The 26492-nt window shown below is 69.9% G+C and carries 30 protein-coding genes; 14 read left to right on the plus strand and 16 right to left on the minus strand.

Annotated features, from left to right (window positions below):
- Positions 1-444: 444 nt before the first annotated feature.
- Positions 445-1626 carry a hypothetical protein gene (locus BWI15_RS06025; RefSeq protein WP_077013311.1) on the plus strand — a complete coding sequence of 394 codons (1182 nt, stop codon included), beginning with the start codon at positions 445-447 and terminating at the stop codon, positions 1624-1626.
- 50 nt (positions 1627-1676) lie between these two features.
- On the opposite strand, the gene BWI15_RS06030 is transcribed toward BWI15_RS06025, so the two are convergent.
- The 4 genes from BWI15_RS06030 to BWI15_RS06045 all read right to left on the minus strand — a co-directional run bounded on the left by BWI15_RS06030 (position 1677) and on the right by BWI15_RS06045 (position 6172).
- Positions 1677-3899 carry an NADP-dependent isocitrate dehydrogenase gene (locus BWI15_RS06030; protein WP_077013312.1) on the minus strand — a complete coding sequence of 741 codons (2223 nt, stop codon included), beginning with the start codon at positions 3897-3899 and terminating at the stop codon, positions 1677-1679.
- 183 nt (positions 3900-4082) lie between these two features.
- A complete protein-coding gene (locus tag BWI15_RS06035) occupies positions 4083-4547 on the minus strand; it encodes a GNAT family N-acetyltransferase (RefSeq protein ID WP_077013815.1) in 465 nt (154 codons plus the stop codon).
- Between the two features lie 40 nt (positions 4548-4587).
- Entirely contained in the window at positions 4588-5439 is an 852-nt protein-coding gene (locus BWI15_RS06040) for a hypothetical protein (protein WP_077013313.1), read from the minus strand.
- Positions 5440-5449: 10 nt separating this feature from the next.
- A complete protein-coding gene (locus BWI15_RS06045; RefSeq protein WP_202817585.1) occupies positions 5450-6172 on the minus strand; it encodes a helix-turn-helix domain-containing protein in 723 nt (240 codons plus the stop codon).
- Positions 6173-6233: 61 nt separating this feature from the next.
- On the opposite strand from BWI15_RS06045, the gene BWI15_RS06050 reads away from it, so the two are divergent.
- Positions 6234-7622, plus strand: a complete 1389-nt coding sequence (locus BWI15_RS06050; RefSeq protein ID WP_077013817.1) for an FAD-binding oxidoreductase — start codon at positions 6234-6236, stop codon at positions 7620-7622.
- A 1-nt stretch (position 7623) separates the two neighbouring features.
- Here the strand turns inward: BWI15_RS06050 and BWI15_RS06055 are convergent, their stop codons facing one another.
- Positions 7624-8202: a TetR/AcrR family transcriptional regulator gene (locus BWI15_RS06055; protein ID WP_237771156.1), complete on the minus strand. Its 579-nt coding sequence runs from the start codon at positions 8200-8202 to the stop codon at positions 7624-7626.
- A gap of 74 nt (positions 8203-8276) precedes the next feature.
- Between BWI15_RS06055 and BWI15_RS06060 the strand changes: the two genes are divergently transcribed.
- From BWI15_RS06060 to BWI15_RS06075, 4 genes are all read left to right on the plus strand, one after another.
- Entirely contained in the window at positions 8277-8849 is a 573-nt protein-coding gene (locus tag BWI15_RS06060; RefSeq protein WP_077013315.1) for a GNAT family N-acetyltransferase, read from the plus strand.
- A gap of 51 nt (positions 8850-8900) precedes the next feature.
- Positions 8901-9092: a hypothetical protein gene (locus BWI15_RS06065; protein WP_077013316.1), complete on the plus strand. Its 192-nt coding sequence runs from the start codon at positions 8901-8903 to the stop codon at positions 9090-9092.
- A gap of 76 nt (positions 9093-9168) precedes the next feature.
- Positions 9169-9774 carry a hypothetical protein gene (locus tag BWI15_RS06070; protein ID WP_077013317.1) on the plus strand — a complete coding sequence of 202 codons (606 nt, stop codon included), beginning with the start codon at positions 9169-9171 and terminating at the stop codon, positions 9772-9774.
- Between the two features lie 73 nt (positions 9775-9847).
- Complete coding sequence (locus BWI15_RS06075) at positions 9848-10333, plus strand: hypothetical protein (protein WP_143465424.1); 486 nt, start codon at positions 9848-9850, stop codon at positions 10331-10333.
- A 16-nt stretch (positions 10334-10349) separates the two neighbouring features.
- Here BWI15_RS06075 and BWI15_RS06080 read toward each other — a convergent pair whose 3' ends face one another.
- A complete protein-coding gene (locus BWI15_RS06080; RefSeq protein WP_077013818.1) occupies positions 10350-11186 on the minus strand; it encodes a helix-turn-helix domain-containing protein in 837 nt (278 codons plus the stop codon).
- 207 nt (positions 11187-11393) lie between these two features.
- Between BWI15_RS06080 and BWI15_RS06085 the strand changes: the two genes are divergently transcribed.
- Entirely contained in the window at positions 11394-12224 is an 831-nt protein-coding gene (locus BWI15_RS06085) for an SAM-dependent methyltransferase (protein ID WP_077013319.1), read from the plus strand.
- A 24-nt stretch (positions 12225-12248) separates the two neighbouring features.
- Here the strand turns inward: BWI15_RS06085 and BWI15_RS06090 are convergent, their stop codons facing one another.
- On the minus strand, positions 12249-12803 hold the full coding sequence (locus BWI15_RS06090; RefSeq protein ID WP_077013320.1) for a helix-turn-helix domain-containing protein: 555 nt from the start codon (positions 12801-12803) through the stop codon (positions 12249-12251).
- Positions 12804-12872: 69 nt separating this feature from the next.
- Between BWI15_RS06090 and BWI15_RS06095 the strand changes: the two genes are divergently transcribed.
- The 3 genes from BWI15_RS06095 to BWI15_RS06105 all read left to right on the plus strand — a co-directional run bounded on the left by BWI15_RS06095 (position 12873) and on the right by BWI15_RS06105 (position 14744).
- On the plus strand, positions 12873-13553 hold the full coding sequence (locus BWI15_RS06095) for an AzlC family ABC transporter permease (protein ID WP_077013321.1): 681 nt from the start codon (positions 12873-12875) through the stop codon (positions 13551-13553).
- Positions 13553-13876 (plus strand): AzlD domain-containing protein, encoded by a 324-nt coding sequence (locus BWI15_RS06100; protein WP_077013322.1) that lies wholly within the window; start codon positions 13553-13555, stop codon positions 13874-13876. The genes BWI15_RS06095 and BWI15_RS06100 overlap by 1 nt, the downstream gene beginning before the upstream one ends.
- A 61-nt stretch (positions 13877-13937) precedes the next feature.
- Positions 13938-14744, plus strand: coding sequence for a hypothetical protein (locus tag BWI15_RS06105; protein WP_143465425.1), 807 nt, complete (start codon positions 13938-13940; stop codon positions 14742-14744).
- Here BWI15_RS06105 and BWI15_RS06110 read toward each other — a convergent pair.
- From BWI15_RS06110 to BWI15_RS06120, 3 genes are read right to left on the minus strand one after another with little or no spacing between them, the layout of a single operon-like run.
- Entirely contained in the window at positions 14723-15367 is a 645-nt protein-coding gene (locus BWI15_RS06110) for a class I SAM-dependent methyltransferase (RefSeq protein ID WP_083750588.1), read from the minus strand. The two genes, BWI15_RS06105 and BWI15_RS06110, sit on opposite strands and share 22 nt — an antisense overlap.
- A 59-nt stretch (positions 15368-15426) precedes the next feature.
- Positions 15427-17496, minus strand: a complete 2070-nt coding sequence (locus BWI15_RS06115) for a spermidine synthase (protein ID WP_077013324.1) — start codon at positions 17494-17496, stop codon at positions 15427-15429.
- A 57-nt stretch (positions 17497-17553) separates the two neighbouring features.
- Positions 17554-18426 carry a S1 family peptidase gene (locus BWI15_RS06120; RefSeq protein WP_077013325.1) on the minus strand — a complete coding sequence of 291 codons (873 nt, stop codon included), beginning with the start codon at positions 18424-18426 and terminating at the stop codon, positions 17554-17556.
- Positions 18427-18737: 311 nt separating this feature from the next.
- Between BWI15_RS06120 and BWI15_RS06125 the strand changes: the two genes are divergently transcribed.
- Both BWI15_RS06125 and BWI15_RS06130 read left to right on the plus strand, forming a co-directional pair.
- Positions 18738-20195 carry an LCP family protein gene (locus BWI15_RS06125; protein WP_077013326.1) on the plus strand — a complete coding sequence of 486 codons (1458 nt, stop codon included), beginning with the start codon at positions 18738-18740 and terminating at the stop codon, positions 20193-20195.
- A gap of 13 nt (positions 20196-20208) precedes the next feature.
- Entirely contained in the window at positions 20209-21231 is a 1023-nt protein-coding gene (locus tag BWI15_RS06130) for a glycosyltransferase family 2 protein (protein ID WP_202817598.1), read from the plus strand.
- A gap of 13 nt (positions 21232-21244) precedes the next feature.
- Here BWI15_RS06130 and BWI15_RS06135 read toward each other — a convergent pair whose 3' ends face one another.
- Positions 21245-21679 (minus strand): hypothetical protein, encoded by a 435-nt coding sequence (locus BWI15_RS06135; RefSeq protein ID WP_077013328.1) that lies wholly within the window; start codon positions 21677-21679, stop codon positions 21245-21247.
- 89 nt (positions 21680-21768) lie between these two features.
- Between BWI15_RS06135 and BWI15_RS06140 the strand changes: the two genes are divergently transcribed.
- A complete protein-coding gene (locus BWI15_RS06140; RefSeq protein WP_077013329.1) occupies positions 21769-22140 on the plus strand; it encodes a YciI family protein in 372 nt (123 codons plus the stop codon).
- A gap of 1 nt (position 22141) precedes the next feature.
- On the plus strand, positions 22142-23383 hold the full coding sequence (locus BWI15_RS06145) for an RNA polymerase sigma factor (protein ID WP_077013330.1): 1242 nt from the start codon (positions 22142-22144) through the stop codon (positions 23381-23383).
- Here BWI15_RS06145 and BWI15_RS06150 read toward each other — a convergent pair.
- The 5 genes from BWI15_RS06150 to BWI15_RS06170 form a co-directional block, all read right to left on the minus strand.
- Positions 23367-23807, minus strand: coding sequence for an SRPBCC family protein (locus tag BWI15_RS06150; protein ID WP_077013331.1), 441 nt, complete (start codon positions 23805-23807; stop codon positions 23367-23369). The genes BWI15_RS06145 and BWI15_RS06150 overlap by 17 nt on opposite strands.
- A gap of 2 nt (positions 23808-23809) precedes the next feature.
- Positions 23810-24139, minus strand: coding sequence for an ArsR/SmtB family transcription factor (locus BWI15_RS06155; RefSeq protein ID WP_077013332.1), 330 nt, complete (start codon positions 24137-24139; stop codon positions 23810-23812).
- Complete coding sequence (locus tag BWI15_RS06160) at positions 24136-24594, minus strand: SRPBCC domain-containing protein (protein WP_077013333.1); 459 nt, start codon at positions 24592-24594, stop codon at positions 24136-24138. Before BWI15_RS06160 ends, BWI15_RS06155 begins: the two co-directional genes overlap by 4 nt.
- 131 nt (positions 24595-24725) lie before the next feature.
- Positions 24726-25535, minus strand: a complete 810-nt coding sequence (locus BWI15_RS06165) for an ABC transporter ATP-binding protein (protein WP_077013334.1) — start codon at positions 25533-25535, stop codon at positions 24726-24728.
- Positions 25522-26412: an ABC transporter permease gene (locus tag BWI15_RS06170; RefSeq protein WP_077013335.1), complete on the minus strand. Its 891-nt coding sequence runs from the start codon at positions 26410-26412 to the stop codon at positions 25522-25524. Before BWI15_RS06170 ends, BWI15_RS06165 begins: the two co-directional genes overlap by 14 nt.
- Between the last annotated feature and the right edge of the window lie 80 nt (positions 26413-26492).

Genomic DNA, 26492 nt, shown 5'->3' on the forward strand with positions numbered 1-26492 from the left:
AGGTGCTCCACAACCCAACGCCGGCCCGGCGGCGAACCTCCATCACTGTCCAAGCTCCGCGATCGAGGGCGACACGCCGCGACACGCCGGTCGGGGGCGGCTGCGGCGCTGGTTGATCAGTGGTGCACGTCCGCCGGCCCGGAAGCCCAGCCCGTTTGCCGCGGTCTCAGCCAGGCGCTCGATACCCGACGCCGGGCTGGGGGCGGACGTCTACCGCGCACCCCGCGAACCGAACGGCATGCGCCCCGATCCCACCGGGTATCTAACCGTCACTCCACGTGGTATCCCGCACACCGACCGGCGTCAAAACCGAAAACTTCCGGGTTATCCCCATTGCGCTCAGTGGTCGATCGGATACATGCTGCGGAAGGTTGTTGTCAGCAACCGTCGTGCGGCCCGTGAGAGGGAGCTTGCTCCTGCCGCTGACTGGATCGAGGAGACCTGATGAGATTCCGCCCCCGCCCCCTGGTGCTCGGCACGCTGAGCTCGTTCGCCCTCGTCGCGGCCGCCGCCGGAGGTGCCGTCGCGGCCGTCGGCCCCGACAGCTCCGGTACGCCGGCCGGCAGCGCCGCCGCCAAACCGACCCCCGCGGCCACCGACACCGACGGTGACGCCCTGCCCGACACCTGGGAAACCAACGGCTACGACGCCAACGGAGACGGCGTCGTCGACGTCGACCTGCCCGCCATGGGCGCGACGCCGACGAAGAAGGATCTGTTCGTCGAGATGGACTACATGGAGGGCCGGCTGGCCAGTACGACGGCCCTCGATCGGATCGTCCAGAGCTTCGCGACCGCACCGATCAGCAACCCCGACGGCAGCACCGGGATCCGGCTGCACCTCGACGCCGGGTCCGCCCGCGGTACGGCGTACGACCTGGGCGGTGGCAACCAGGTCCCCTACGACAGCAACCTGCAGCCGGCCGTGCAGCAGACCGACGCGATCAAGGCGACCCACTTCGCCCCGGCCCGCCAGGCGGTTTTCCACTACATGCTCTGGGCCGACGACTACGACAACACCTGCAGCAGCGGCAACGCGTTCGCGATCCCGAACGACACGTTCATCGTGACGATGGGCCCGAAGTGCAACTGGACCGTCACCGAGAACATGAACGTCGGCACGTTCATCCACGAGCTCGGCCACGACCTCGGGCTGACCCACGGCGGCAGCGACAGCGTCAACTACAAGCCGAACTACCTCAGCGTGATGAACTACCACTTCCAGTTCGACGGCGTCCCGCGGACCAGCGGCGCGGCCTGGTTCAGCTACTCGAGCTTCGCCCCACCGACGCTGACCGAGTCCAGCCTGAAGGAATCGGCCGGCCTCGGCAGCGCCGCCTCGACCTGGCGGACCAAGTGGAGGTGCCCGGACAACACCACCCGGACCTCCGGCGCGGCCAACCTCGGCATCGACTGGAACTGTGACGGCGACGCCACCGACACCACGTCGGCCGACATCAACCGCGACGGCCGCAGTACGACGCTGACCACCCAGAACAACTGGGCCAACATCCGCTTCGGCGGTGGGGACGTCGGCGGCGGCGACGCGCAGAGCAAGACCACCACGCCGGCGTCCGAGCTGCAGGAGATGACCCAGCAGGAGTACGCCGAGCAGCACCAGCACTGAGTACGGCGAAGGGGTGCCCACCTGATCAGGTGGGCACCCCTTCGGCTACGTCAGGACAGCGTCGCGAGCGCGTCGTTCCAGGTCTTCGACGGCCGCATCGCGGCGGCGGCCAGCTCCGGGTCCGGGTGGTAGTAGCCACCCAGCTCGACCGGGCTGCCCTGGACCGCGAGCAGCTCCTCGACGATGGTCTGCTCGTTGCTCGCCAGGGTCTCGGCGACCGCGGTGAAGGACTTGGCCAAGTCGGCGTCGTCGGTCTGCTTGGCCAGCTCCTGCGCCCAGTACAGCGACAGGTAGAAGTGGCTGCCGCGGTTGTCGATGCCACCGATCCGGCGGGTCGGCGACTTGTCCTCGTTCAGGAACGTCGCGGTCGCCCGGTCCAGGGTGTCGGCCAGCACCTGGGCGCGGGCGTTGCCGGTGGTCTGGGCCAGGTGCTCGAAGCTCGCGGCCAGCGCGAAGAACTCGCCCAGGCTGTCCCAGCGCAGGTAGTTCTCCTTGGCGAACTGCTGCACGTGCTTCGGCGCCGAGCCACCCGCGCCGGTCTCGAACAGCCCGCCACCGGCCATCAGCGGTACGACGGACAGCATCTTCGCGCTGGTGCCGAGCTCGAGGATCGGGAACAGGTCGGTCAGGTAGTCGCGCAGCACGTTGCCGGTCACCGAGATCGTGTTCTCGCCGCGCCGGATCCGCTCCAGCGACAGCTTGATCGCGTCGACCGGGGCGAGGATCTGCAGGTCCAGCCCGTCGGTGTCGTGCTCGCCCAGGTACTCGTTGACCTTCGCGATGATCTGCGCGTCGTGCGCGCGGGTCTCGTCCAGCCAGAACACCGCCGGGTCGCCGGTGGCCCGGGCCCGGGTGACGGCCAGCTTGACCCAGTCGCGGATCGGCGCGTCCTTGGTCTGGCAGGCGCGGAAGATGTCGCCGGCCGAGACGGCCTGCTCCAGCACGACGTTGCCGTCGGCGTCGATCAGCCGGACGGTGCCGGTGGTGGCGACCTCGAAGGTCTTGTCGTGGCTGCCGTACTCCTCGGCCTTCTGCGCCATCAGGCCGACGTTGGGCACCGAGCCCATCGTGGCCGGGTCGAACGCGCCGTTGGCCCGGCAGTCGTCGAGCACGACCTGGTAGATCCCGGCGTAGCTGCTGTCCGGCAGCACGGCGAGCGTGTCGTGCTCCTGGCCGTCCGGGCCCCACATGTGGCCCGACGTGCGGATCATCGCCGGCATCGAGGCGTCGACGATCACGTCGGACGGCACGTGCAGGTTGGTGATGCCCTTGTCGGAGTCGACCATCGCCAGCGCCGGGCCCTCGGCCAGTTCGGCGTCGAAGGAGGCCTTGATCTCAGCGCCCTCGGGCAGCCCGGCCAGGCCGTTGAGGATGCCGCCGAGACCGTCGTTCGGGGTCAGGCCGGCCTTGGCCAGCACCTCGCCGTACGTCGCGAAGGTCTTCGGGAAGAACGCGCGCACGACGTGACCGAACACGATCGGGTCGGAGACCTTCATCATGGTGGCCTTCAGGTGCACCGAGAACAGCACGTCGTCGGCCTTGGCCCGGGCGACCTGCGCGGTGAGGAACTCGCGCAGCGGCGCGACGTGCATCACCGACGCGTCGACGACCTCACCGGCCAGCACCGGGACCGACTCGCGCAGCACGGTGGTCGAGCCGTCGTCGCCGGCCAGCTCGATCCGCAGCGTGCCGTCGGCGGGGATCACCACCGACTTCTCAGTGGAGCGGAAGTCCTCGGCGCCCATCGTGGCGACGTTGGTCTTCGAGTCCGGCGTCCAGGCGCCCATCCGGTGCGGGTGCGTCTTGGCGTAGTTCTTCACCGAGGCGGGCGCGCGGCGGTCGGAGTTGCCCTCGCGCAGCACCGGGTTGACCGCGGAGCCCTTGACCTTGTCGTAGCGGGCCTGGATCTCCCGCTCCTCGTCGGTCTTCGGCTCGTCGGGGTAGTCCGGCAGCGCGTAGCCCTGGCCCTGCAGCTCGGTGATCGCGGCCTTCAGCTGCGGGATCGAGGCCGACACGTTCGGCAGCTTGATGATGTTCGCCTCGGGCGTCTTGGCCAGCTCGCCGAGCTCGGCCAGCGCGTCGGCGATCCGCTGGTCCTCGGTCAGGTACTCGGGAAACAGCGCGATGATGCGTCCGGCCAGCGAGATGTCCCGCGTCTGCACGGCGACCCCGGCCTGCGCGGCGTACGCCTGGATCACCGGCAGGAACGAGTACGTCGCCAACGCCGGCGCCTCGTCAGTGTGGGTGTAGATGATGGTCGGATCAGTCGTCACCGTGTACTCCGCTCCCAGTCTGCCAACGTGATGGCCCGTACGGGCCCGGCGCGTCGGCGATCGGCCGTCGCGCGTCGTGGCCGGGGATCCCCCGGGCCGACCCCCACCTTAGTGGCGGGCAGGCGCCGGCCCGGTCGCGGGTTTCACCCGCCGGATCAGCGTGTACTGAGGGTGACCGACTCGTCAGAGCCGTTGTACGTAGGCGTCGTACGGCCAGGCGGCGAGGACCTTCGTGTTGAGGGTCGCGCCGAGCCGGGCGTAGAAGCGCTGGGCGCCTTCGTTCGAGGTGCGCATGCCCCACGTGATCGTGAGCCGGTGGGTCAGCGCGGCCGCGCGGGCGAGCTCGAGCATCAGCAGCTCACCGATGCCCGCGCCCCGGAAGCGTTCGCGGACGTACAGGTCGTCCAGGCCGAGCACCTCCCGGCCGGTCCACAGGTGGATCCGCCGGACGGCCGAGACGTAGCCGGCCGGCTCTCCCTCGTGCTCGGCCAGCAGGACCGTCACCGCGTCATCGGCGAGCAGCTCCCGCCAGCGGTCGACCGTGACGGTGACGTACTGGCCTTCGTCCTGGTGGTCGGCCAGCTCGCGGACCAGCGTGTCGACGAGCTCGGCGTCCTCGGGGACGGCGGATCGGATCTTGGTGGGCATCGGCAGCACCTCCTGGTCCAGCACTGTACGGACGGGAGGGTCACACGCGGCCGTTCGTACGCAGGGTCGCGATGGCCTGGACGGTGGCGATGCCGCGCCAGTCGAGGGCCTGGCCGGGGGACCAGTGCAGGTAGTCGACGTCCCAGCCGCCGTCGTCGTGCTGACCGGCCGCGAGGCGGTCGAGATCGGCGTCGAGCTGCGCGGGCGTGAACAGCGCGCGGCTCGGCGTGCCGGGATGCGGGGACAGCGTGACCGGGGTGATCTTCTCGTCCTCCGTGCCGCCCTCGACCGGAAGGTTGCCCTCGGCATCGAGTGTCGGCCGGAACCGCTCGACCGCCGCGGCGGCGCGGGCCGGGTCGGGCACCGCGTCCAGGAAGTCGAGCGCGAACTTCACCGTGTAACCGCCGACGCCGTCGGCCGCCTCGATCGTCGTCCAGCACCAGTCGGTGGCGGCCTCCAGCCACGGGTGGGACGATCCGGCCTGCCAGAGCTTGGCGGCGATCGCGTAGGTGAGGAACCCGCTCTCCGGCGCCGGAACCATCCACGGCGCCCGCGGATGACCGTCGGCGCTCGGCAGCACGGTCGGAACGCCGCCGTCGGAATTGGTGATCGTGGTCAGCCAGTCACCGATCTCGCCGACTAGCGGATCACCGAGCGCGCCGAGACTCGCGAGAATCTCCAGCGCCTGCAGTACGGCGGACGGCTGGCTGCCCGGGCATCGGACGTCCGGTTCGAGCGCGTGGCCGAAACCGCCGTCGGGCGTGCGGTAGGCGCGCAACGCGTCGAGCACCGGGCCGGCCGGAGCGCCGTGCAGGAGGACGGCCAGGCGGTGCCGGTCGATCAGGCGGGCGTTGGCGTGCACGAACTGTTCTGCTGCGTCGAGGTCGATCATGGACCCGACGTTAGGCGGCGGTCAGTGCGGCGTCTTTCAGGAAATGGACAGGTGTGAGGCCGGTCAGCCGGCGCACCTCGTCGGTCATGTGGGCCTGGCTCGCGTATCCGGCGGCGAACGCGCGAATCGCCAGCGGGTCGTCGCCGGGCTGGGCGATCAGGCGGCGCAGGCGGGCGACGCGGGCGAGCATCTTCGGGCCGTAGCCGACGGCGTTCTGCAGCCGCCGGTTGAGCTGCCGCTCGCTGATCCCGAGGTCGGCTGCCGCGGCGGAGACCCGCACACCGGGCTCCGCGAGTTTGCGGGCGGCTGCCAAAGCGAGCGGGTCAGGGGTCGCGTGGCGTCGTAGTACGCCCTCGGTCAGGATCCGCAGCCGCTGCCCCGGATCGGCGGTCATCAGGGCGTCCTCGAGCTCCCGACCTTCGGCGCCCCAGACCAGATCGGCGCTCACCCGGCTGTCTCGCACCTCCGAGGCAGGCAATCCGAGCACCGCGCCCGCGGCTCCGGGGCGGAGTCGGATCGCGTAAGTGCTGTCACCCGCGGCCGACGGTCCGCTGATCCAGGGGCCGGTGTCCGCGCCGACGACAACCAGCCCCTGCTCGGCGCCGAACCACACCAGATCGACACAACCATCCGGGATGACCCGCGTGGTCCTGCCCGGCACCGGGTCGCTCGCCCACAGGCAGGCGACCAGCGGCTCCAGGCCCACTGGTGACCGGTACTCACGGTAAGTCACACCACCGAGGCTAACTCGCCCCACCGACAACTGAGGCCGGCGTTGTGTTTGCATGGGCGGCATGGGGCTGAGTGCGCGGGACGCCGTCGAACAGATCCGGCGGGCGGTGCCGTCCGAGCGGGTGCTGGTCGATCCCGAGGTGATGGCGGGGTTGTCGCAGGACCAGGCTGTCTGGGCACCGGTCGGGCTGCCCGCGGCCGTTGTGCGCGTGGCGTCGACGGCGGAGGTGCAAGCAGTTGTCCAGGCCTGCATCCGGTACGGCGTACCGATCGTGCCGCGAGGTGCCGGGACCGGGCTGTCCGGAGGGGCGAACGCGGTCGACGGCTGTGTCGTCGTCAGCACCGAGCGGATGAACACGATCGTCGAGGTCGACGCGCTCGAGCGGCTCGCCGTCGTGCAGCCGGGCGTGGTGAACGACGACCTGCGCGCGGCGGTCGCGGACTACGGGCTGTGGTACCCGCCGGACCCGGCCAGTTCGCCCTGGTCGACGATCGGCGGCAACGTCGCGACCAACGCGGGCGGGGTCTGCTGCGCCAAGTACGGCGTGACGCGCGACTACGTGATCGGCCTGGAGCTGGTGAACCCGCTGGGCGAAGTCGTCCGGGTCGGGCGCCGGACGGCCAAGGGCGTGGCCGGCTACGACCTGGTCGGGCTGATGGTCGGGTCCGAGGGCACGCTCGGCGTCGTCACCGAGATCACCGTCAAGCTCCGGCCGTTGCCGCCGAACCCGATCACCGTCGCGGCGTACTTCGACACCCTGTCCGACGCGGGGGCCGCGATCGAGGCGGTCGCGGCGGCCGGGCTCACGCCGTCCGCGCTGGAACTGGTCGACCGGCACTGCCTGGCGGCCGTCGACGCCTGGAAGAACATGGGCCTGTCGACCGACGCGCAGGTCGTGCTGCTCGGCCGGGTCGACGAGCCGGGGGAGGCCGGTGCCGCGGCCGCCGAGGAGATGGCCGGCTGCTTCCGGCGGGCCGGGGCGACCTGGGCGGAGCGGTCCACGGACGAGGACGAGGCGGAGGCGTTGTTCGCCGCCCGGCGGCTCGCGTTCCCGGCGCTGGAGCGGCTCGGGCCGGTGCTGACCGAGGACGTCTGCGTGCCGAAGGGCCGGGTCGCCGAGATGCTCGGCCGCATCGAAGAGATTGCCCTGAGCAACGAGGTGACGATCGCGAACATCGCCCACGCCGGCGACGGCAACCTGCACCCGCTGCTGATCACACCGCTCGGTGACGAGGCGGCCCGCGCGCGGGCTCAGAACGCCTTCGAGCAGATCCTCGCCGCCGCGCTCGAACTCGGCGGCACGGTCACCGGCGAACACGGCATCGGCCTGCTCAAGCGCCCTGGCCTCGACGCCGAGTTGTCCATGGAGGTCCTGCAGATGCACCGAGCGATCAAACGGGCCCTCGACCCCGCCAACCTCTTCAATCCCGGCAAGATCTTCGACGCCTGACTCACGCCGCCAGACGCGCTCGCAGGCCGAGCATCAACAGGTCGAGGCCGTCGCTGAAGAGCTCGTCCGGACCGTCGGCGGCCACGGCGGCCAGCGTCCAGTGGGCGATGGTCTCGAAGATGTCCCGGGCGTCGGCCTCGGAGACGCCGAGGGCCACCAGCGCGTTGAGCTGCGCCCGGACCAGCGCGGCCCGCGAACCGTCGCCCTGATCCCGGTACGGCGTGGCCTTGGCCTGGATCAGCGCGGCCAGACCCGGATGCTCGGCGTAGAACTCACGTAACCGGTGCGACCCGGTCGTGGTCACCGCGATCCACTCGTCGAGGCTCCCGACTCGCTCGTACGCCGTCCGGTCGGCCGCGAAGGAGTCGAACGCGTTACGGGCCACCAGGTCGAGCAACTCGTCCTTGTTGCGCACGTGGTGGTAGAGCGAGGGAGCCCGAACGGCCAACCGCTCGGCCACTGCGCGCATCGTCAGCCCGGCCACACCGTCGGCCCGGATCACCGCCAGCGCGGCCTCGACGATCGCCTCGACCCGCAGCCCCGCCGCGGCGTGCGACGACGCCCCGCGCTGCTCCGGCACCTGGAATCTCCCTTGTCGCGGTCTGTCTAACGCCATTAGCCTACTGTCTAACAGCATTAGACGAGAGGATCGCCATGCCCGGAGGACTGCGCCCCGACTACCCGGTGAGAACCGAACGACTCGATCTGCGGCCGCATCGGCGCGAGGACCTGGACGACCTGCTCGCCTTCCACTCCGATCCCGACGTCGTCCGCTACGTGCCGTGGCCGGTCCGGGACCGCGAGCAGACCCGCGTCGCGCTGGAGGCGAAGCTCGGGCAGGCCGAGGTGACCGAGGCGGGGCAGTGGCTCGTGCTGGCGATCGAGCTGCGGGAGACCGGAACGGTGATCGGTGAGGTGCTGCTCAAGTGGGCCAGTGACACCGACCGGCAAGGAGAGCTCGGCTACGCGCTGAACACCGAGTACCACGGTCGCGGGTTCGCCGCCGAGGCGGCGGAGGCGATGCTGAAGCTCGGGTTCGACGACCTCGGCCTGCACCGGATCTGCGCGGTGATCGTCGCCGGGAACGACGCCTCGGTCCGCCTGGCGGCACGGCTCGGAATGCGCCAGGAGGCGCACTTCGTGCACAACCACTTCTTCAAGGGGCAGTGGATCGACGAGTTCGTCTTCGCTCTGCGTGACGACGACTGGCGAAATCGCAGTCGGTGAAACGTTCGCCCCCGGTTCTCCGATAGACCAGCAGAGAGGGGGCCTGAGGCAATGAAAATCACCGGAGAACCGGCGTGGCGGCTGGTCGCGCTGCTGCGCCTGGTCGAGCGCGAACCGGTCGAGGCGGGCGGCGAGGACGTCGTACTGGACGCCTGGTTCGGGCCCAACTCGCCCGGCTCCCGCACGCCCCGGCCGTGGTCCTGTCTGCATCCCACCCGCGGCCCCGAACCGCCGCTGCCCTGAGCAAATCCGCCGACACTCGCCGTCATGTATTGACCACCCGTGGTGTGGGCACTTGACTGGGGAGAAGGAGGTCGAGATGGCGGCTACGGGGATTTTCGGTGGGCGGCGCTATCGGATCGTCTGGACGGCCGTGGTCGGCTTCCTGCTGCTGGCCGGATGCGGCGCGGCGATTCTCCTGATCAGCCCGACGACCTGCCTGATGACGTTCGTGATGGGCGCCGGCACGGTCGGCTCGGTCTACCTCAGTGCCGGCATGGCCGACGGCCAACCGGCGCGCCACGTCGCCCGCCAGGTCGTCAAGTGGTCGCTGCGGTCCGGCGTCCTGACGCTGGCGGTTTGCGGGTACGCCGTCACCGCCGGCTGGACGACGATCGCGCTGCTGCTGGCCGTCGTCGCGACCGCGCCGTACGTCGTCACGCGTTTGTGGACACCGGCCTCGACAGTCGAGCAGTACTCCGACGAGGAGCTCTGCCTGGCCTGGTGCCTGAGCACGGCCGCGCTCGAGTCCGCCGCGACGGACGAGCAGCGCCTGGCGATCACCGCGACCCGGCTCAGCTACCTCGACGAGCTGGAACGCCGGCAGCCCGAGAAGTTCGCCGCCTGGCTGGAGACCTCGCCGCAGGCCACCGCCGATCCGAGCGACTTCTTCATCCGGACCGACCACCACACCGCGTCGGACTGAGCCGGCCCAAGAAAGGGTTAAGGCTGCCCTGACATCGTTCCTGGCGGGGCCGGGCGGTCACTACGATCGCCGGATGCCGGGGACGACGAGTGGTGGCGTGATCCGGTCCCGCGACCAGGTGGTCGTCCGGCGGGATCCGCAAGACACGTACTTCTTCCTGACCATGCCGCGCAACGTGCTGCGCACCCATCCGCTGGTGGTGCACCTCACCGGCGTCACCGATCGCTGCGCGGTCGCCGGGGACGAGGTGACGCAGGTGCTGGCCAGTGGGGACGAGATGTTCTCCGCGGTGTGGACGGTCGGCCGGGCCGAGTGGGGCCATCGGTGGAGCGTCGAAACTCCGCAGTACGGGTGGCGCGGCGTCGGCGCGCAGGTCGACTACCTCTTCGAACCAGTTGCCGAGGGCACCAAACTGACCCGGGTGATGACGGTCCGGCTGGCGCCGGGGCACCAGGAGTGCCGCGCGCTGCGGCAGTTCACCGACCGCTCGGTGCCGCAACGGTTCCTGCACAACGTGAAGCACCGGGTCGAAGCGGTCCGCGGCGCGTTCTCCTTCTGATCCCGCCGGTCCGGGCTCACTCGGTCGTCGTCGCGAGGATCTCCTTCAGCAGCTGCTCGGTCTCGCGCGGCGTACCGGCCGCGATCGACAGTGCGTCCATCGTGACGTGGTACTTGTCCAGGTCCTCGCGCTTGTCCAGGTAGACCGCGCTGGTCAGGTGCTCGATGTAGACCACGTCCGGCAGCTCGACCTCGGCGAACCGCAGGATGCTGAACGCGCCGCCGGTCGCGGCGTACAGGCCGGCCTTGAACGGGATCACCTGCAGGGTGACGTTGACCCGGCGGGACATCTCCAGCAGATGCTCCAGCTGGCGCCGCAGAACGCCGGGCGTGCCGACCTCGCGCCGGAGCACGGACTCGTCGATCACCGCCCACAGCCGCATCGGCCGCAGACCGCGGGTCAGGACGGCCTGGCGCGACATCCGCAGCGTGACCAGCCGCTCGACCTCGACCTGCGGCAGCGGGGCCTCGCTGTGTCCGAGCTGGGTGACGGCGCGGGCGTAGTCGGCGGTCTGCAGCAGACCCGGGACGAACTGCGACTCGAACGTCCGGATCATGTCCGCGGCCATCTCGAGACCGAGATAGGAGTGGAACCAGTTCGGCGTCAGGTCGTCGTAGCGCTGCCACCAGCCGGGGTTGTTGGCCTGCTGGGCCAGCTCGAGCAGGCGTTCGCGCTCGGCGGGATCGGTCAGCCGGTAGAGCGTGAGCAGGTCCTCGACGTCGCGGGGCTTGAAGCCGACCTTGCCGAGCTCGAGCCGGCTGATCTTGGACTCCGAGCCGCGGATCGCCCAGCCGGCGTCGGCCCGGCTGATCCCGGCCTCCTCGCGCATCCTGCGCAGGTGGGCTCCGAGCATGATCCGCAGGGCGGTCGGTCCGCCCGGCGCGCCCTGCTCCTCGGTCACCAGGACCCTCCCCAGTCGGTCTCGCGCGGCGTGCCCGCCGATCTTCGCACGTTCCGCGCGGCCGTGGGCAGCGGGGACTCGCTACCGGGCGTGATTTTTCGGCTGCGATGTGGTTAGGCTCGGACCCTCAGCCGAACCTTCCCCGAGTGAGGTCGCCGCATGCCCGATGCCACCAAGGCTCCCAGTTCCGTACCGGTCGGGGTGGACACCACCCGGGCCAGCATCGCCCGCGTGTACGACGCGGCGCTGAACGGCAAGGACAACTTCGAGATCGACCGCGAGGTGCTGCGGCAGGTCGCGACGGTGGCCCCGCAGGTGAACGACCTGGCCTGGTCGAACCGCAACTTCCTGATCCGGGCCTGCCGCTTCCTGGCCGGCCAGGTGGGCCTCACCCAGTACCTGGACTGCGGGTCCGGCCTGCCGACCGCGGAGAACACCCACCAGATCGTGCAGCGGCTGCAGCCGAGCGCCCGGGTGCTCTACATCGACAACGACCCGGTGGTGCTCGCGCACGGCCGCGCGTTGCTGGAGGAGAACGACCAGACCCTGTTCCTCAGCGCCGACATCTTCAAGCCCGACGAGGTGCTGAGCCTGCCGCAGGTCCGCGAGTTCCTCGACTTCAGCCAGCCGATCGCGCTGATCCACAACGGCACCCTGCACCACTACCTGGGCGACGACGCGCCGGAGCTGATGAAGACCTACGTCGACGCGCTCGCGCCCGGCTCGTACTCGGTGATCGCGCACTTCTACGACCCGCAGACTCCCGAGCACTCCGCGATCGCCCGGGCGATGGAGGAGAAGTTCACCCACAGCCCGATGGGCAGCGGCGTGTTCCGCACCTACGAGCAGATCCGCGCGCTGTTCCCCGGCCAGGAATTGGTCGAGCCGGGCCTGGTGCTGTGCGACGACTGGTGGCCGGACGGCCCCCGGGTCAAGCCGCTGAACCAGGTCGAGGAGTGCATCGCGGGCGGGGTCGGCCGTAAGGTCTGACGCTTTGTTGCCTGCGGCAACGGTCTAGGATGTCTCCGACACCAGTACGGCGGTGGTGTTCGGCTCCAGTGCCTGGAACAGGTGCGGGAGGTCGCCGGGGTAGGCGATGTAGTCGCCCGGGTGGAGCTCGACCGGTTCGCTGCTGAGTCCGACGAGCGCCCGGCCGGTGCCGAGTACGACGTGCTCGATCGTGCCGGGCATGTGCGGCTCGGACTTGCGGCCCGGGCCGGGGGAGACCGTGAGCCGGTAGAGGTCGCGGCGCGCGTTCGGTGGGCAGGATGCGACCAGTGTCGCGCTGTAGTCGGCCTGCTCGGAGTAGATCGCCGGGCCCTCGTGCGCCCGGATCACCTGCACCTTCGGTCGTGGCGGATCGATCAGGTCGCCGAACTGGATCTCCAGTGCCACGCAGAGCGCCCACAGCGTCTCGACGCTGGGGTTGCCAGTGCCGGACTCCAGTTGCGACAGCGTGGACTTGGCCACGCCGGCCCGTTTGGCGACCTCGCTCAGCGACAACCCGGCCCGGGCGCGCTCCCGGCGCAACGAGCCCGCGATCACGTCGAGCGGTGCCTTGCTGTCCATCCGTGTTCGCTCCATCGGTCCATGCGTTCGCCTTGACGAACGGCGCTGTGTTTGTTCATCATAAAACCCATGCGTTCGACATGGCGAACACTCGACCCCGGACTGGCCCGTGACATCGCGCTGGTCTGCCTCGCCGACGGCGTCGTCGGGCTCTCGTACGGCGCGATCAGCGTCGGCGGCGGCCTCGACCTGTGGGTGCCGATCGCGATGTCGCTGCTGGTGTTCGCGGGCGCGTCGCAGTTCCTGTTCGTCGGGATCGTCGCGGCCGGCGGCTCGCCGATCGCGGCGACCGTCGCAGGGCTGCTGGTGAACAGCCGGCACGTCGCCTTCGGGCTCGCGGTCAGCGACGTGATCGGCCACGGCTGGCGACGGGCGCTCGGCAGTCACGTGATGACCGACGAGAACGTCGCTTTCGCGCTCGGCCAGGACGAGCTGCGGCACCGGCGCGCGGCGTACTGGGTGTGCGGGATCGGGATCTTCGTCTGCTGGAACGCCGGGGTGGTGGTCGGGGCGCTGGCCGGGTCGGTGATCACGGACACCGACGCGTTCGGGCTGGACGCCGCGTTCCCGGCCGTCCTGCTCGCGCTGGTCCTGCCGTCGCTGAAGGACAAGGCGACCCGGACGGCCGCACTGGCCGGGTCGGTGGTCGCGCTGGCGGTGACGCCGTTCCTCCCGGCCGGTCTGCCGGTCCTGCTGGCGCTCGTCGGACTGCTCTTCTACCGCCCGGCCCGAACGTTGGAGCCCGCCTGATGGACAACCCGGCCCTGGTTCTCGCCGCCATCCTGGTCCTTGCCGCAGGCACCTTTGCCCTGCGCGTGGCCGGACCGCTGATGCGATCGCGCTTCGAACTCTCCGACCGCGTGCAGCAGTTGCTCTCGACGGCTGCTGTGGTCCTGCTCGCGGCGCTGGTCGCCACCGCCGCCCTGACCGCCGGCCACACGCACGCCGGCATCGCCCGGCCGGTCGGCGTACTGGTTGGTGGAGTCCTTGCCTGGCGGCGGGCTCCCTTCGTCCTGGTCGTGGTCGCTGCGGCGGCGACCGCCGCCGGCCTGCGGCTGCTCGGCGTTCCCTAGCTGTTCGCCCTTTCGGGCAATTCGGCCGGGGACGATCCTCTCCCGGGCTAGCGTGCGGGGTATGACGAGCTATCCCGGGGGACCAGTGGCGCCGAAGCGCACCCTGACGTGGATCGCGGTCGGCTGCTTCGTCCTCGGGCTGGTGCTGAGCGGGATCTTCGTGGTCCGGCTGGTGCAGAACCTGCCGGAGGCGCCGGCGCGCGTCGACGGTGGCCCGGTGCGGCTGACCTCGGACGGGCTGACGGTGTACTCGTCCGTGCCGACCCTGGTCCCGCCCTGTACGGCGAAGGACGCGTCGGGCGCCGACATTCCGCTGGAGCGGGTGAAGGGGTCGCAGGAGATCACCGTGAACGGCGACACCTGGTACGTCGTCGCCCAGTCGGTGGACAAGGTCCCGGCCCAGGAGGTCGTGGTCGCCTGTGAGACCCCCGGCACCGCGGCGTCGTTCTACGCCGGCCCCAAGCTCGCACTCGGCTCCCTGGTGGTGTCGGTGCTGCTGGCGATCGGCTCGTTCCTGCTGTTCTTCCTGGTCGGCATCGTGCTGATCATCGTCGACAACGTCCGTCGCCGCCGCGCGAGAAAGGCAACCATGGCTCATCCTGGTCCGAACAACCCCGAGTACCCGTTCCCGCCCACCGACGGCGTGGACCCCGACTACCCTGCCCCGCAGCCGGCCCCGCCGGGTCCGGGCAACGACGGTGTCGACCCCGACTACCCCGCCCCGCAGCCCGCTCCGCCGGGCCCGGGCAACGACGGCGTGGACCCGGACTACCCGGCGCCGCCCGCGGACGGCGTCGACCCCGACTACCCCGCGCCGCCCGCCGAGACCGACGGCGTCGACCCGGACTACCCGGCCCCGACCCGCTGACCGGCTGAAGCCAGCCAGTAGTACCCGAACTCCTCGAAGCGGATCTCCGAGCCCAGCGCCCGGAGGTCCGCTTCGACCGTTCCAGGCCCGGGGAAGTTCTTGAGGATCTCGTACGCCGAACCGTCGGCCAGCCGCCGCGTCTGGTAGGTGTCACCGTCCGGTCCCACCGACGTCACCGGCGAGCTGCTGCCCTCGACGTACAGGTTGTCGACCAGCACCACCCGCCGCCCGCAACGGCCCAGCCGCCGTACGAACTCACTGGCCTCGGCTCGCGGCACGTGCGACCAGAAGAACCCGGCGAACACGACGTCGAAGCTCGCCCCGAGCTCGTCCAGCCGCGCGACGTCCGCCGTACGGAACGAGACCTCGCCCGCGTAGTCGCGCTCGCGCGCGACCGCCAGGGTCTCCTCGGCGAGGTCCGTGGCCAGCACGGATCGGGCCGTGCCGGCCATCACGGCCGTCCAGTAGCCCGTGCCGGCGGCGACCTCCAGCACGGTTTGCTCGCGGACCAGTTCGGCCACCGCCGACCGGAGCCGGCGGAGGTCGTCCTGGCGTTCGGGCTTCGCGTACACGGCGTCGTACTCGCGGGCGCGGCGCCGGTAGTACTCGGTCAGGTCGGTCATCGGGAACCTCCGTCGTCGGTCGCGGAGGTCCGGTGGGACCGGACATCAGACCCTAGGCGTCAGGTTCCCACCCCGGCAACGGCTTTCGGCCGGAGCAGGAAAGCTCCTACGTACAGCAGCGCGGCGATCAGGATCAGGCCGTCGAAGCCGATCAGCAGCGCGGCGTACTCCAGGCAGCCGCCGACCAGCGCGCCGAGCAGGTTGGCGCCGAAGCTCGCGGTGCCGTCGGCGGTGTCGGTGAAGCGCTTGGCGAAGATCACGTTCGCGGCGAAGATCGGCAGGAACGCGATCAGCACCGCAACGACCGCGCGCAGGCCGAGCGGCATGCTCAGCAGCCAACTGTCGGGGAAGATCCAGCTCAGCAGCAGCCCACCGAACAGTACGACGTACATCGTCTTCAGCGGTGGCGTCTTGAAGCGTCTGGTGACTTCGACGGCGGCCAGGACGGCGACCAGGACGCCGGCGAAGACGATCGCGTTGACCACCCAGGTCGTGCCGAACAGCAGCGCGAAGCCGGTGATCGACTTGGTCTCCAGCAGCATGAAGCCGGCGCCGAGCAGGAACAGGTCGGCGTACGGCCGCATCCGCCGGTACGACGAACCGCCGCCGGCGATCCCGACGCCGATCAGTCCGGCGACCAGGATCAGCCCGAGCGTGATCAGGTACAGCGACGGGATCCGGTCGGTGAACAGGTACAGGAACGGGCGGTTGTCCGTCGCCGGCGGCGGCGTGGTCGCCGACGCCCCGGCCCACTCCGCGCCGCAGGCCTGGTCGGCGTCGGTCAGGCCGACCGTGACGACCGCCTGCTGCAGGTCGTCGCCAACCTTGTCCACGCACGGCTTGTGCCCGAAGGCCTTCTCCGCCGTCAACGCCAGCCGGTCGATCAGCCAGGTCTCGCGGTAGTAGTTGTACATCGCGAACGCGCCGCCCGGCGCGAGGTGGTCCCGCGCGCTCTTGAACGCCTGCTCGGTGAACAGGTAGCTCTCCAGCCGCAGCGAGCTCGCGCCGTTCACCAGCGTCAGCGAGTCCGGCAGCGCCAGCAGGATCAGGTCGTACTTCTTGTCGGTCCGGGACAGGAACGCCCGCCCGTCGTCGATGTGCGACGTGACCCGCGGGTCCTGGTACGGGTGGTCGGGGTGCTGCTCGCGGCCGATGTCGCGCAGCCGCGGGTCGATCTCGACCGCGTCGACGTGCTTCGCACCGTTGCGCAGGGCAACGGCCACGTCGGTGCCGGAGCCGGCACCGATGATCAGCACGTTCTCCGGGTTCTTCTTCGCCGCCCGCTCGTAGGGCAGCCCGTACTGCGGCTCCCACTGCAGCCGCTTCTCGGCCGGGATCGCCTGCTGGTGCGGGACACCGTTCACGGTGATCGTCAGCAGCGGCGTGTTCTCCCACGTCGACGACGACGTCTGCACCTTGTAGTACGGCGACCAGCTGTTCTCCGGCCGGGTCGACTCGTGCAGCAGCACGCCGAGCATGGCCAGCAGGGGAGTCGCCACCAGCGCGGCGCTCAGCGCGGCCGCGGTCGCCTTCTGGCCCGGCACCATCAGCGCGACGAACCCGATCGTGACCAGCAGCCCCCACCAGATCGGCGGCGCCCCGAGGAACGACAGCAGCGTGAACGCCACGATGCCGGTCAGGCTGCCGATCAGGTCGTAGCGGTACGCCGTCAGGCGCGGCAGTTCGGTGAAGCACCGGCCGACCAGCTCGGCCGGTCCGGCCAGGACGACGGCCGCGGCGACGAAGATGACCGGCAGGATCACCCACACCGGCGGGCCGGTGGTGTCCAGGCTGGTGAAGTAGATGACGCTGTCGCCGGACCGGTTCACGGTGACCGGCTTCCACGCGATCACCAGCACCAGCAGCCCGAGCATGATCGGCGAGTAGTACGGCAGCCGCTTCGCCTTGCCGGCCCGCAGGATGCCGATCCCGATGCCGAGGAACGAGCCGAGGAGCACGAAGTTGGAGAAATAGCTGAGGTGGACCACGTTCGATCCGGTCCAGCGGATCAGCGCGAGCTCCAGGAACAGCATCAGCGCGCTGGCCGCGACCAGCCGGGGTTTCACCCCGAACGGGCTCTGCCAGCGGTGGGGTTCAGCCGTACGAGGGGTTGACGAATCCACTGCCATGGGCCGGGACCTTACCCATGACAGTGGCCCACGTCACCCCCTGCGGACGGCTGACGCCTATCGGCGCGTCGGCTTCGGCAGCTGGCAACCGGTCTTGTTCAGGTCGATCGTGCGCGACGCCGTCAGGCAGGTGTAGAGCCACCAGGTCTGCTGCCCGTACGCCGCGCCCTGGTCGACCGTCACGTTGCCGTTCGCATCGACCTCGCAGGGGTTGTTCACCGTGCAGCGGGCGCCGTCCTCGTTGCCGGTGTTGTTGACGCCGATCACCTCACCGGTGCTGGTGCTGACCACCGGCGAGCCGGAGGTGCCGCCGATCGTCTCGCAGCCCGGCTGCTGGTACTTGATCGAGTCCCGCCAGGTCCAGTTGCCCTCGCGCAGCTCGGGAATCGTGGCCTGCACCGAGCAGGTGTAGATCCGCTTCCAGTAGCCGGACACGACCGCCATCCCGGCGCCGTCGGCCGGGCCCTGCTTGGCCAGCGTGAGCGGCGTGACGTTCAGTCGCGACCGGATCGAGTTGTAGGACTCGTTCACCTCGTACACGATCATGTCGGTCTTGGTCATCGTGCCGTAGAGGATCCGGCTCGCCCGGACCGTGCCGGCGTTGCTCGCGTTCGGCCTCAGCAGCGTGATCGACCGCGTCGACGCGCGGTTGACCAGAACGACGCCCGGGTTGAGGAAACCTCCCTCGTAGCAGTGGCCGTTGGTGAGCACGAGCGCCTTGTCGGTACCGACGGACTCGGCGTACCGGATCAGGGAAGCCGAGCAGTTGCTGAGCGCGGCGATGCCGGTGTAGTCGGCGCCGGGTGCGGCGGCCTTGGCCGGTGCGGGTGCCGACGCCGCAGTGGGCTCGAGCGCGTGGGCCTGGCTGCCGCTCAGCAGAACGGCGCTACAGGCCAGAGCGGACAGGAGAACGGAACGGACGAGTTTCATGGGCGGTGATCCTTTGTCCTCAGGGGTACTGGTCGGACTCTTCGTATCCGACCCCGGCCGTCGGGGGCCATCACGAACGCGTGAACGTCGCTGACGCAGGGGTTTCCCTCCGCAATCGTACTGTTACCCTGCGTTTCGGTCCGAACTACAGGCCTCCTGGGTACGTCGTACCGGTGAGGGAACAACAAACCCCGGCGGCGCGTCTGATCGAGGCGCTGGTGGGCCACGGCCATACTGGACGACGCGACGACCGGCCACGGGGGCCGTCCCGGCTACGACCGGCAGCGCCGAACGGAGAACGGAAGGACGTCATGCCGCAGGACAAGCCAGACCTGCGCAATCTCAGTGAGCCGGTGCGCTTCAAGCGGGCCTTGACGCTGCTGCTGATGACGCTGGTCCTGCCAGGGTCCGCGCAGATCGTGGCCGGCAGCAAACGGGTCGGCCGTTACGCCTGGCGGGTGATCGCCGGACTGGTCGCGATCGTCGTGTTCCTGGTGCTGCTGTCACTGGTGTGGCGCTCGGGCACGATCAACCTCATCGTGTCGCCGACCACGTTGCGGATCGTGCAGGTGCTGCTGATCGTGCTGGCGATCGGCTGGGCCGCGCTGTTCGTCGACGCCTACCGGCTCGGCCGGCCGCTCACCCTGGAACGCAACCACCGGCTCACCGCCAGCATCCTGGACGGCGTTCTGGTGCTCGTGGTCGTCGGCGCGCTGATCTGGGGCAGCACGATCGTGTCGGCGCAGCGCGACTTCGTCGCCAGCGTGTTCGGCAACGGGGAGAAGTCCAAGGCCGAGAAGGGCCGCTACAACGTGCTGCTGCTCGGCGGCGACTCCGGCGCGAACCGGATCGGCGTCCGGCCGGACAGCATCACGCTGGCCAGCATCGACGCCGACACCGGCCGTACGGTGCTGATCGGCCTGCCGCGCAACCTGGCCAAGGTGCCGTTCCCGGCCGGGACCGAGATGGCCAAGCAGTTCCCGAACGGCTTCGAGTGGGACGGCTGCGGCCACGACTGCTACCTGAACGGCGTCTACACCTGGGCGTCCGGGCACAAGCAGCACTTCCCCGGCGTCCAGGATCCCGGTCTGGTCGCCACCCAGCAGGCGGTCGAGGGCGTGACCGGGCTGAAGGTCAACTACTACGTGCTGATCGACATCGCCGGCTTCCAGCACCTGCTGAACGCGGTCGGCGGGATCACCGTGGACGTCGGCAAGAAGGTCCCTATCGGTGGCATCGGCGGGCCGATCAAGGGCTACATCCAGCCGGGCAAGAACCAGCACCTGGACGGGTACCACGCGATGTGGTTCGCCCGGTCGCGGGCCGGCGCCAGTGACTACGAGCGGATGACCCGGCAGAAGTGCGTGATGACCGCGATGCTGAACCAGCTGTCGCCGCAGAAGGTGCTGACCAAGTTCCAGGGCATCGCCGCGGCCGGCAAACAGGTGGTCAAGACCGACATCCCGTCGGGTGAGCTCGGGACGTTCACCGACCTCGCGCTGGACTCGAAGAAGCTTCCGGTGTCATCCTTCTCGCCGGTCCCACCGCTGATCAAGACCGGCGACCCGGACTTCGACCTGGTCCGGTCCAAGGTCGCCGAGGCGATCGGCAAGTCCGAAGCGCTGGACAAGGCGTCCAAGGACGGGGACGGTGATACGACGGACACACCGAGTAGCGTGTCTGCCAGCAAGAAGCCGGCCCCGGCCGGCAAGACCCCGTCCAAGCCATCCACCGACGTCGACGACGTCGCACAAGTCTGTAAGGCCTGACCTGAAGATGCCACTGTCCAACTGGCCCCCGGTCTCCGTCGTGATGCCCGTGCTGAACGAGGAACGACACCTCGAGGAGGCTGTCGGTCGTGTCCTCGACCAGGAGTACCCCGGCGAGCTGGAGGTGGTGCTCGCGATCGGCCCGAGCAAGGACCGGACCGAGGAGATCGCGGCCCGGCTGGCCGCCGCCGACGCCCGGATCACGATCGTGCCGAACCCGACCGGCAAGACGCCGGCCGGCCTGAACGTCGGCATCGCGCACGCCCGGCACGACATCGTCGTCCGGGTCGACGGGCACGGCGTCCTGACCCAGGGCTACATCCGCCGGGCGGTCGAGGTGCTGCACGAGAGCGGCGCGGACAACGTCGGCGGCGTGATGGCGGCCGAGGGGCGGACGCCGTTCGAGATGGCGGTCGCCTGCGCGTACCGGTCGCGGCTGGGGCTGGGCGCCTCGACGTTCCACCAGGGCGGCAAGGCCGGACCGGCCGACACCGTCTACCTGGGCGTCTTCCGGCGGCAGGCGCTCGAGCGCGTCGGTGGTTTCGACGAGTCGATGCACCGCGCCCAGGACTGGGAGCTGAACTACCGGATCCGCAAGACCGGCGGACTGATCTGGTTCAGCCCCGACCTGTCGGTGACGTACCGGCCGCGCTCGTCGCTGTCGGCCGTCGCGAAGCAGTTCTTCCACACCGGCCAGTGGCGCCGCGAGGTGATCCGCCGGCACCCCGAGACGGCCAGCAAGCGCTACCTCGCGCCGCCGGTCGCCGTCGGCCTGCTCGCCGTCGGCACGATCCTCGGCATCGTCGGCCTGATCGTCGGCAGCCCGATCCTCGACCTGGGCTTCGTGATCCCGCTCGGTTACGCCCTGGCCGTGATCGCCGGCTCGGCGATGGAAGGCCGCTACCTGCCCTGGAAGGCGCTGTTCTGGCTGCCGGCCGTGATCGCCACCATGCACGTGTCGTGGGGTCTCGGCTTCATCGTCGGCCTGCAGGAGAAGCCGGCCGGCCCGGCGCTCACCACGCCGGGCACAGCCTGATCGTCGTACGGCGTCAGCGCCGGGTCATCGTGGACTGGTAGCCGCCGCCCCCGGGGTAGATCCACTCGCCGGCCATCACCCGGTCGCCGTCGCTGAAGGTCCCCTCGAAGTACGCCGGGCTGCCCTTCGGGCCACCCCAGATCGTCAGCTTGTCGCCGTCGAGCTCGTAGGTGTAGTCGAGCGTGTTGCCGGTGGAGTCGTAGAAGCGGGACACCACGTCCGCCCCGGCGGGTTCGCCGAACGGCCGCAGGTTGCCGATGATCTCCAGGCCCTTGATCTGCTGCCCGTACTGCTCGAGCTCGACGGTCTGGAGCAGGAAGTAGCCGCCCTCCATCCACTCGTACTTGACGACGCCCTCGGCGCCGCCGGTGACGGTCCACTCGCCGACCAGCCGGTCGAGCGCCTTCAGGCCGGCGGTCGGGGCGGGGATCTCGTGGCTCTCGGTCATCTCGGTCTCCTCGGTTCCGGTGCTGGGTCCGTCCCTCGCACTCACCGCTACCTCGGAGCCACTGACCCGGCGTCAACATAAAATCCAGAATGAGATTTTTGCTGCTGAGCTACACCCCGGCGGACAGCTGGGACGGGGAGACCGCCGATGTGCCGTCCGAGGAGGCGCTGGCCGCGTTCGCGGCGTACCAGAAGTTCGAGGCGGAGCTGCGGGAGACCGGGGAGTTCGTCACCAGTGAGGGGCTCGGGCATCCGGTGATGACGACGACCGTGCGCAAGACCGCGGCCGGGGTGGTCGCCACCGACGGGCCGTTCGCGGAGCTGAAGGAAGTGCTGGCCAGCTTCGCGGTGATCGACTGCGTGAGTCTGGAGCGGGCCACCGACATCGTCCAGCGGATGGTCGAGGTGCTGGGTGAGCCGATCGAGATCCGGCCGATCATGGGCGACGACTTCGCCGCCTGAGATGGAGATCGAACAGCTGCTGCGCGCCGAGGCGCCGCACGTGCTGGGCGCGCTCGTACGGCGCTTCAGCCGCTTCGACACGGCCGAGGACGCGACCCAGGAAGCGCTGCTGGTGGCCGCCCGCCGGTGGCCCACCGAAGGCGTCCCGCAGGATCCGAGGAGCTGGCTGATTCGCGTCGGCTACCGGCGGATGGTCGACCTGCTGCGCTCTGAGCAGGCCGCCCGCCGGCGCGAGCAGGAGGTCGCCCAGGCCGATCCGGCGATCGTCGACCCCGCCGGTCCGGCGCCGCAGGTGTCCGACCAGGACGACAGTCTCCTGCTGCTGTTCCTCTGCTGCCACCCGGCGTTGTCCCCGGCGTCCCAGGTGGCCCTGACGCTGCGCGCGGTCGGCGGTCTGACCACGGCCGAGATCGCGCGCGCGTACGGCGCCGCCGAGCGTTCGATGTCCACCCGGATCAGCCGGGCCAAGCAGACGCTCAAGGACAGCGGTGCCCGGTTCACCGCGCCGACGGACGTCCGGGACGAGCGGATCGACGCCGTCAAGCACGTGCTGTACCTGATCTTCAACGAGGGCTACACCGCGACCGGTGGCGACGAGCTGGCCCGCACGCAGCTGTCCGCCGAGGCGATCCGCCTGACCAGGATGCTGCACCGCCTGCTGCCCGACGATCTCGAGGTCGCCGGGCTGCTGGCCCTGATGCTGCTCACCGCGTCGCGGGACTCGACGCGCGCCGACGAGGACAACCTCCTGATCCCGCTGGAGGACCAGGACCGATCGCGCTGGGATCACGCGATGATCGCCGAAGGCGTCGCCTTGATCGAGGCGGCCTGGTCACAGCGCAAGGCCGGCCCGTACCAGCTGCAGGCGGCCGTCGCGGCGATCCACGCGCAGGCGAAGTCGGCCGCGGAGACCGACTGGCCCGAGATCGCCGCTCTCTACCTGTGGCTGGAACGCCTGGCTCCCACGGCCCCGATCCGCCTGAGCCGGGTGGTGGCCGTCGCCAAGGCCTTCGGCCCGCAGCGGGGTCTGGCCCTGCTCGACGAGCTGAACCGAACACACAGCCTCGCGGACGATCCGTTGGTGCAGCACCGCGAGGCCGCCGTACGGGCTCATCTGCTGGAGTCCGTCGGCGACCTCACACAGGCCCGAACCGCCTACCTCGCCGCGGCGGCTCTCGCCACCAACGAGGTGGAGCGTCGCTATCTGGTAACTCGGGCCGACGCGCTCAGTGCCAGTTGCTGATCTGGTAGTCGTTGGGCGACGGCGCGCCCTTGCCGGTCTCGACGTACTCCTTGAGGCTCAGCAGGTACGACGCCCACTTGGTGCTGCAGTGGTTCATGAACTCGACCTGTTCGCGCCAGCCCTCGTGCTTGAACAGCAGCACCGTGTATTCGCCGTCCTGCTGGAGGTCGAAGGTGATCGTGGTGCCTTTCCACTCCTCCGGGCCGTCGGCGACCTCCCAGCGGACCTGGTCGGGCTTGATCTCGAGCACCTTCATGTCGAAGCCGCCCGGAACGAACCGGAACTGGACGACGCCGCCCACGTCGGCGTCCCCCTGGGTGTCGGTGGTCCACCACGACGCCAGGCCGTCGATGGTGGTGAGAGCCGGCAGGACGTCGGCCGGGGTGGTTCCCAAGGTGGCGATGCGGTGCAGGATGTCGGGCATGGTCAGTGGCCTTTCTGGCGTTCGATGGATTCGGCAAGACGCTTGATGCGTTGCAGGCGGCGGTCCCAGGTCTGCCCGACGTCGGCCAGCTGGGCCGCGGCCCGGGCCAGTTGTGTGTCGTCGATCTGGTAGCGCATTTCCCGGCCCGCCGGGGCGACGTGGACGAGTCCGACCCGGTCGAGCACGCCGAGGTGCTTGGCGACCGCCTGGCGGGTGACGGGAAGGTGTTCGCTGAGGCTGGTCGCCGTTCCGGGACCGGCGTCGAGCAGCAGGTCGAGCAGCCGGCGCCGGGTCGGGTCGCCGATCGCGGACCACAGGTCGTCGTCGATCATCGCGCGACCAGCTTCTCGACGTACTGCCCGAGGCGGGGCAGGAAGAAGTCCCAGCCGTTCTCGTGGTCGCGGTACTCCGCCTCGGCCACGGCGAGCTCCAGGCCGCGCTCGCGGAAGCCGGTCTCGGTCAGCTTGAGCGTCGTCCCGGTCCCGGTGGGGACCAGTTCGAAGGTCACCAGCAGCGAGTTCGCCGTGGCGGCCGGCTCGCCGACCGGGTGGGTCCACCGGAACGAGAACAGCCGCGGCGGCTCGACCTCGATCACGGTGATCTCGACGACCTTCGGGTCGGCCGCGCCCTGGCCGAACACGATCCGGCCGGTGCCGCCCGGCACGGCCGGGTAGTCGGCCTCGTCGGGCCACCACTCGCGCACGTGCTCGGGGCTGCTGACCACCTCGAAAACCACCTCCGGGGAGGCGTCGATGTGGATCTCACGCTCGAGGGTGGCGTACTCCATCGGAACTCCTTGGGCTTCGCGATCTGCAACGTTCGGTTGCACATCACCTTACTGTGCAACCATCGGTTGCACAACCCGGCACAGCAAAACGCCCGGGACCGTCACGGTCCCGGGCGTCGCGAAGATCCGGCTCAGCGCTTGCCGGTGGCCTCGGCGTTGTAGGCGTCGACGACCTCCTTGACGTCGCCGTCCATCCGCAGCACGCCCTTGTCGAGCCAGATCGCCCGGTTGCAGGTGTCCAGCACGACGTCGAGCGAGTGGCTGACCAGGAAGACCGTGCCGGCCTGGTCGCGCAGGTCCTTGATCTTGCGCTCCGAGCGGACCCGGAACTCCGCGTCACCGGTGGCCAGCGCCTCGTCGACCAGCAGGATGTCGTGCGTCTTGGCCGACGCGATCGCGAACTTCAGCCGCGCCGACATGCCCGAGGAGTACGTCGACATCGGCAGGTCGATGAAGTCGCCGATGCCGGAGAACTCGACGATCTCGTCGTAGCGCTCGTCGATCTCGGCCGGCGTCATGCCCATCGCCAGGCAGCCGAGGACCACGTTCCGGTCGCCGGTCAGGTCGTTCATCATCGCGGCGTTCACGCCCAGCAGCGACGGCTGCCCGCCGGTGTAGATCGCGCCCGAGGCCGGCGGCAGCAGCCCGGCGATCGCCCGCAGCAGCGTCGACTTGCCGGAGCCGTTGCGGCCGATCAGGCCGATCGCGTCGCCCTTGTAGGCGGTGAACGTGACGTTCTTCACCGCGTGCACCTCGCGGATCGTCGGCCGGTCCTGGCGCTTGAGGATGCGCCGGAACGCGGTCGCCGCGGTGCCCTTGCCGCCGGAGCCGGCGGCCACCTTGTAGATGATGTTGACGTGGTCGGCGATCACGGTCGGGACAGCGTCGGACGACGGCGGGGGAGCCGCCGACGTCGGAGCTGCCGTCTCAGCCACGGCCATACCTGTCCTCCGCTCGCCAGAAGTAGATGAATCCGCCGGCCAGGGCGACCACCGCCCAGCCGATCGCGATCGGCCATGCGTTCGGCAGCGCGTGCTCGGCGTGCGACTCCAGCAGGGCCCGCCGCATGATGTCGATGTAGGCCGAGATCGGGTTCAGCGCCAGCACGTGGATCACCCAGCCCGGAGCGTCGGCGTCACGCAGCTTGTCCGGGATCGAGAAGAAGATGCCGGAGGCGTACAGCCAGGTCCGGGTGATGAACGGCAGCAGCTGGCTGATGTCGGTCAGGAACGTGCCGAGCCGGGCGAAGATCAGCGTCACGCCGATGTTGAACATCGTCTGCAGCAGCAGGGCCGGGACGATCAGGAACCAGCGCCAGGCCGGGCCGTCGGTGAAGCCGACCAGCACCAGCAGGATGCCCATCGAGATGAACAGCTGGTTCAGCTCGTTGACCACGTAGGCCAGCGGCAGCGTCGCCCGGGGGAAGTGCAGGGTGCGGATCAGCGACATGTTCGTCGCGATCGAGCGCGAGCCCTCGGTCATCGACCGCTGGGTGAAGGTGAACACGAACATGCCGCAGATCAGGAACGCGGGGTAGTTCTCGATCCCCTTCGCCGTGCCCAGCAAGACGCCGAAGGCCAGGAAGTAGACGGCGGCGTTCAGCAGCGGGGTGAGGATCTGCCAGACCGATCCCAGCCGGGCTCCCGCGTACAGCGCGTACGTGCGCGCGCGGGCGTAGCTGTAGATGAACTGGCGACGGCCCCACAGTTCACGGAGGTAGTCCCGGAACGGCGGACGTGCCGCGCTCCTGGACAACCCGTAGCGTTCGGCCAGTGCCGCGGCGTCCGCGGTGGAGGCCGACTCGGCGGCGGTTGACATGCGGGCCAATCTACTGGGCACCGGCCCCGGACCTCACATCGGCGCGCTCTGAACCGTTTCAGCCGGTGACTCCGGGTCGC

The sequence above is a fragment of the Kribbella sp. ALI-6-A genome (assembly GCF_001984195.1).
Classification (GTDB): Bacteria; Actinomycetota; Actinomycetes; order Propionibacteriales; family Kribbellaceae; genus Kribbella.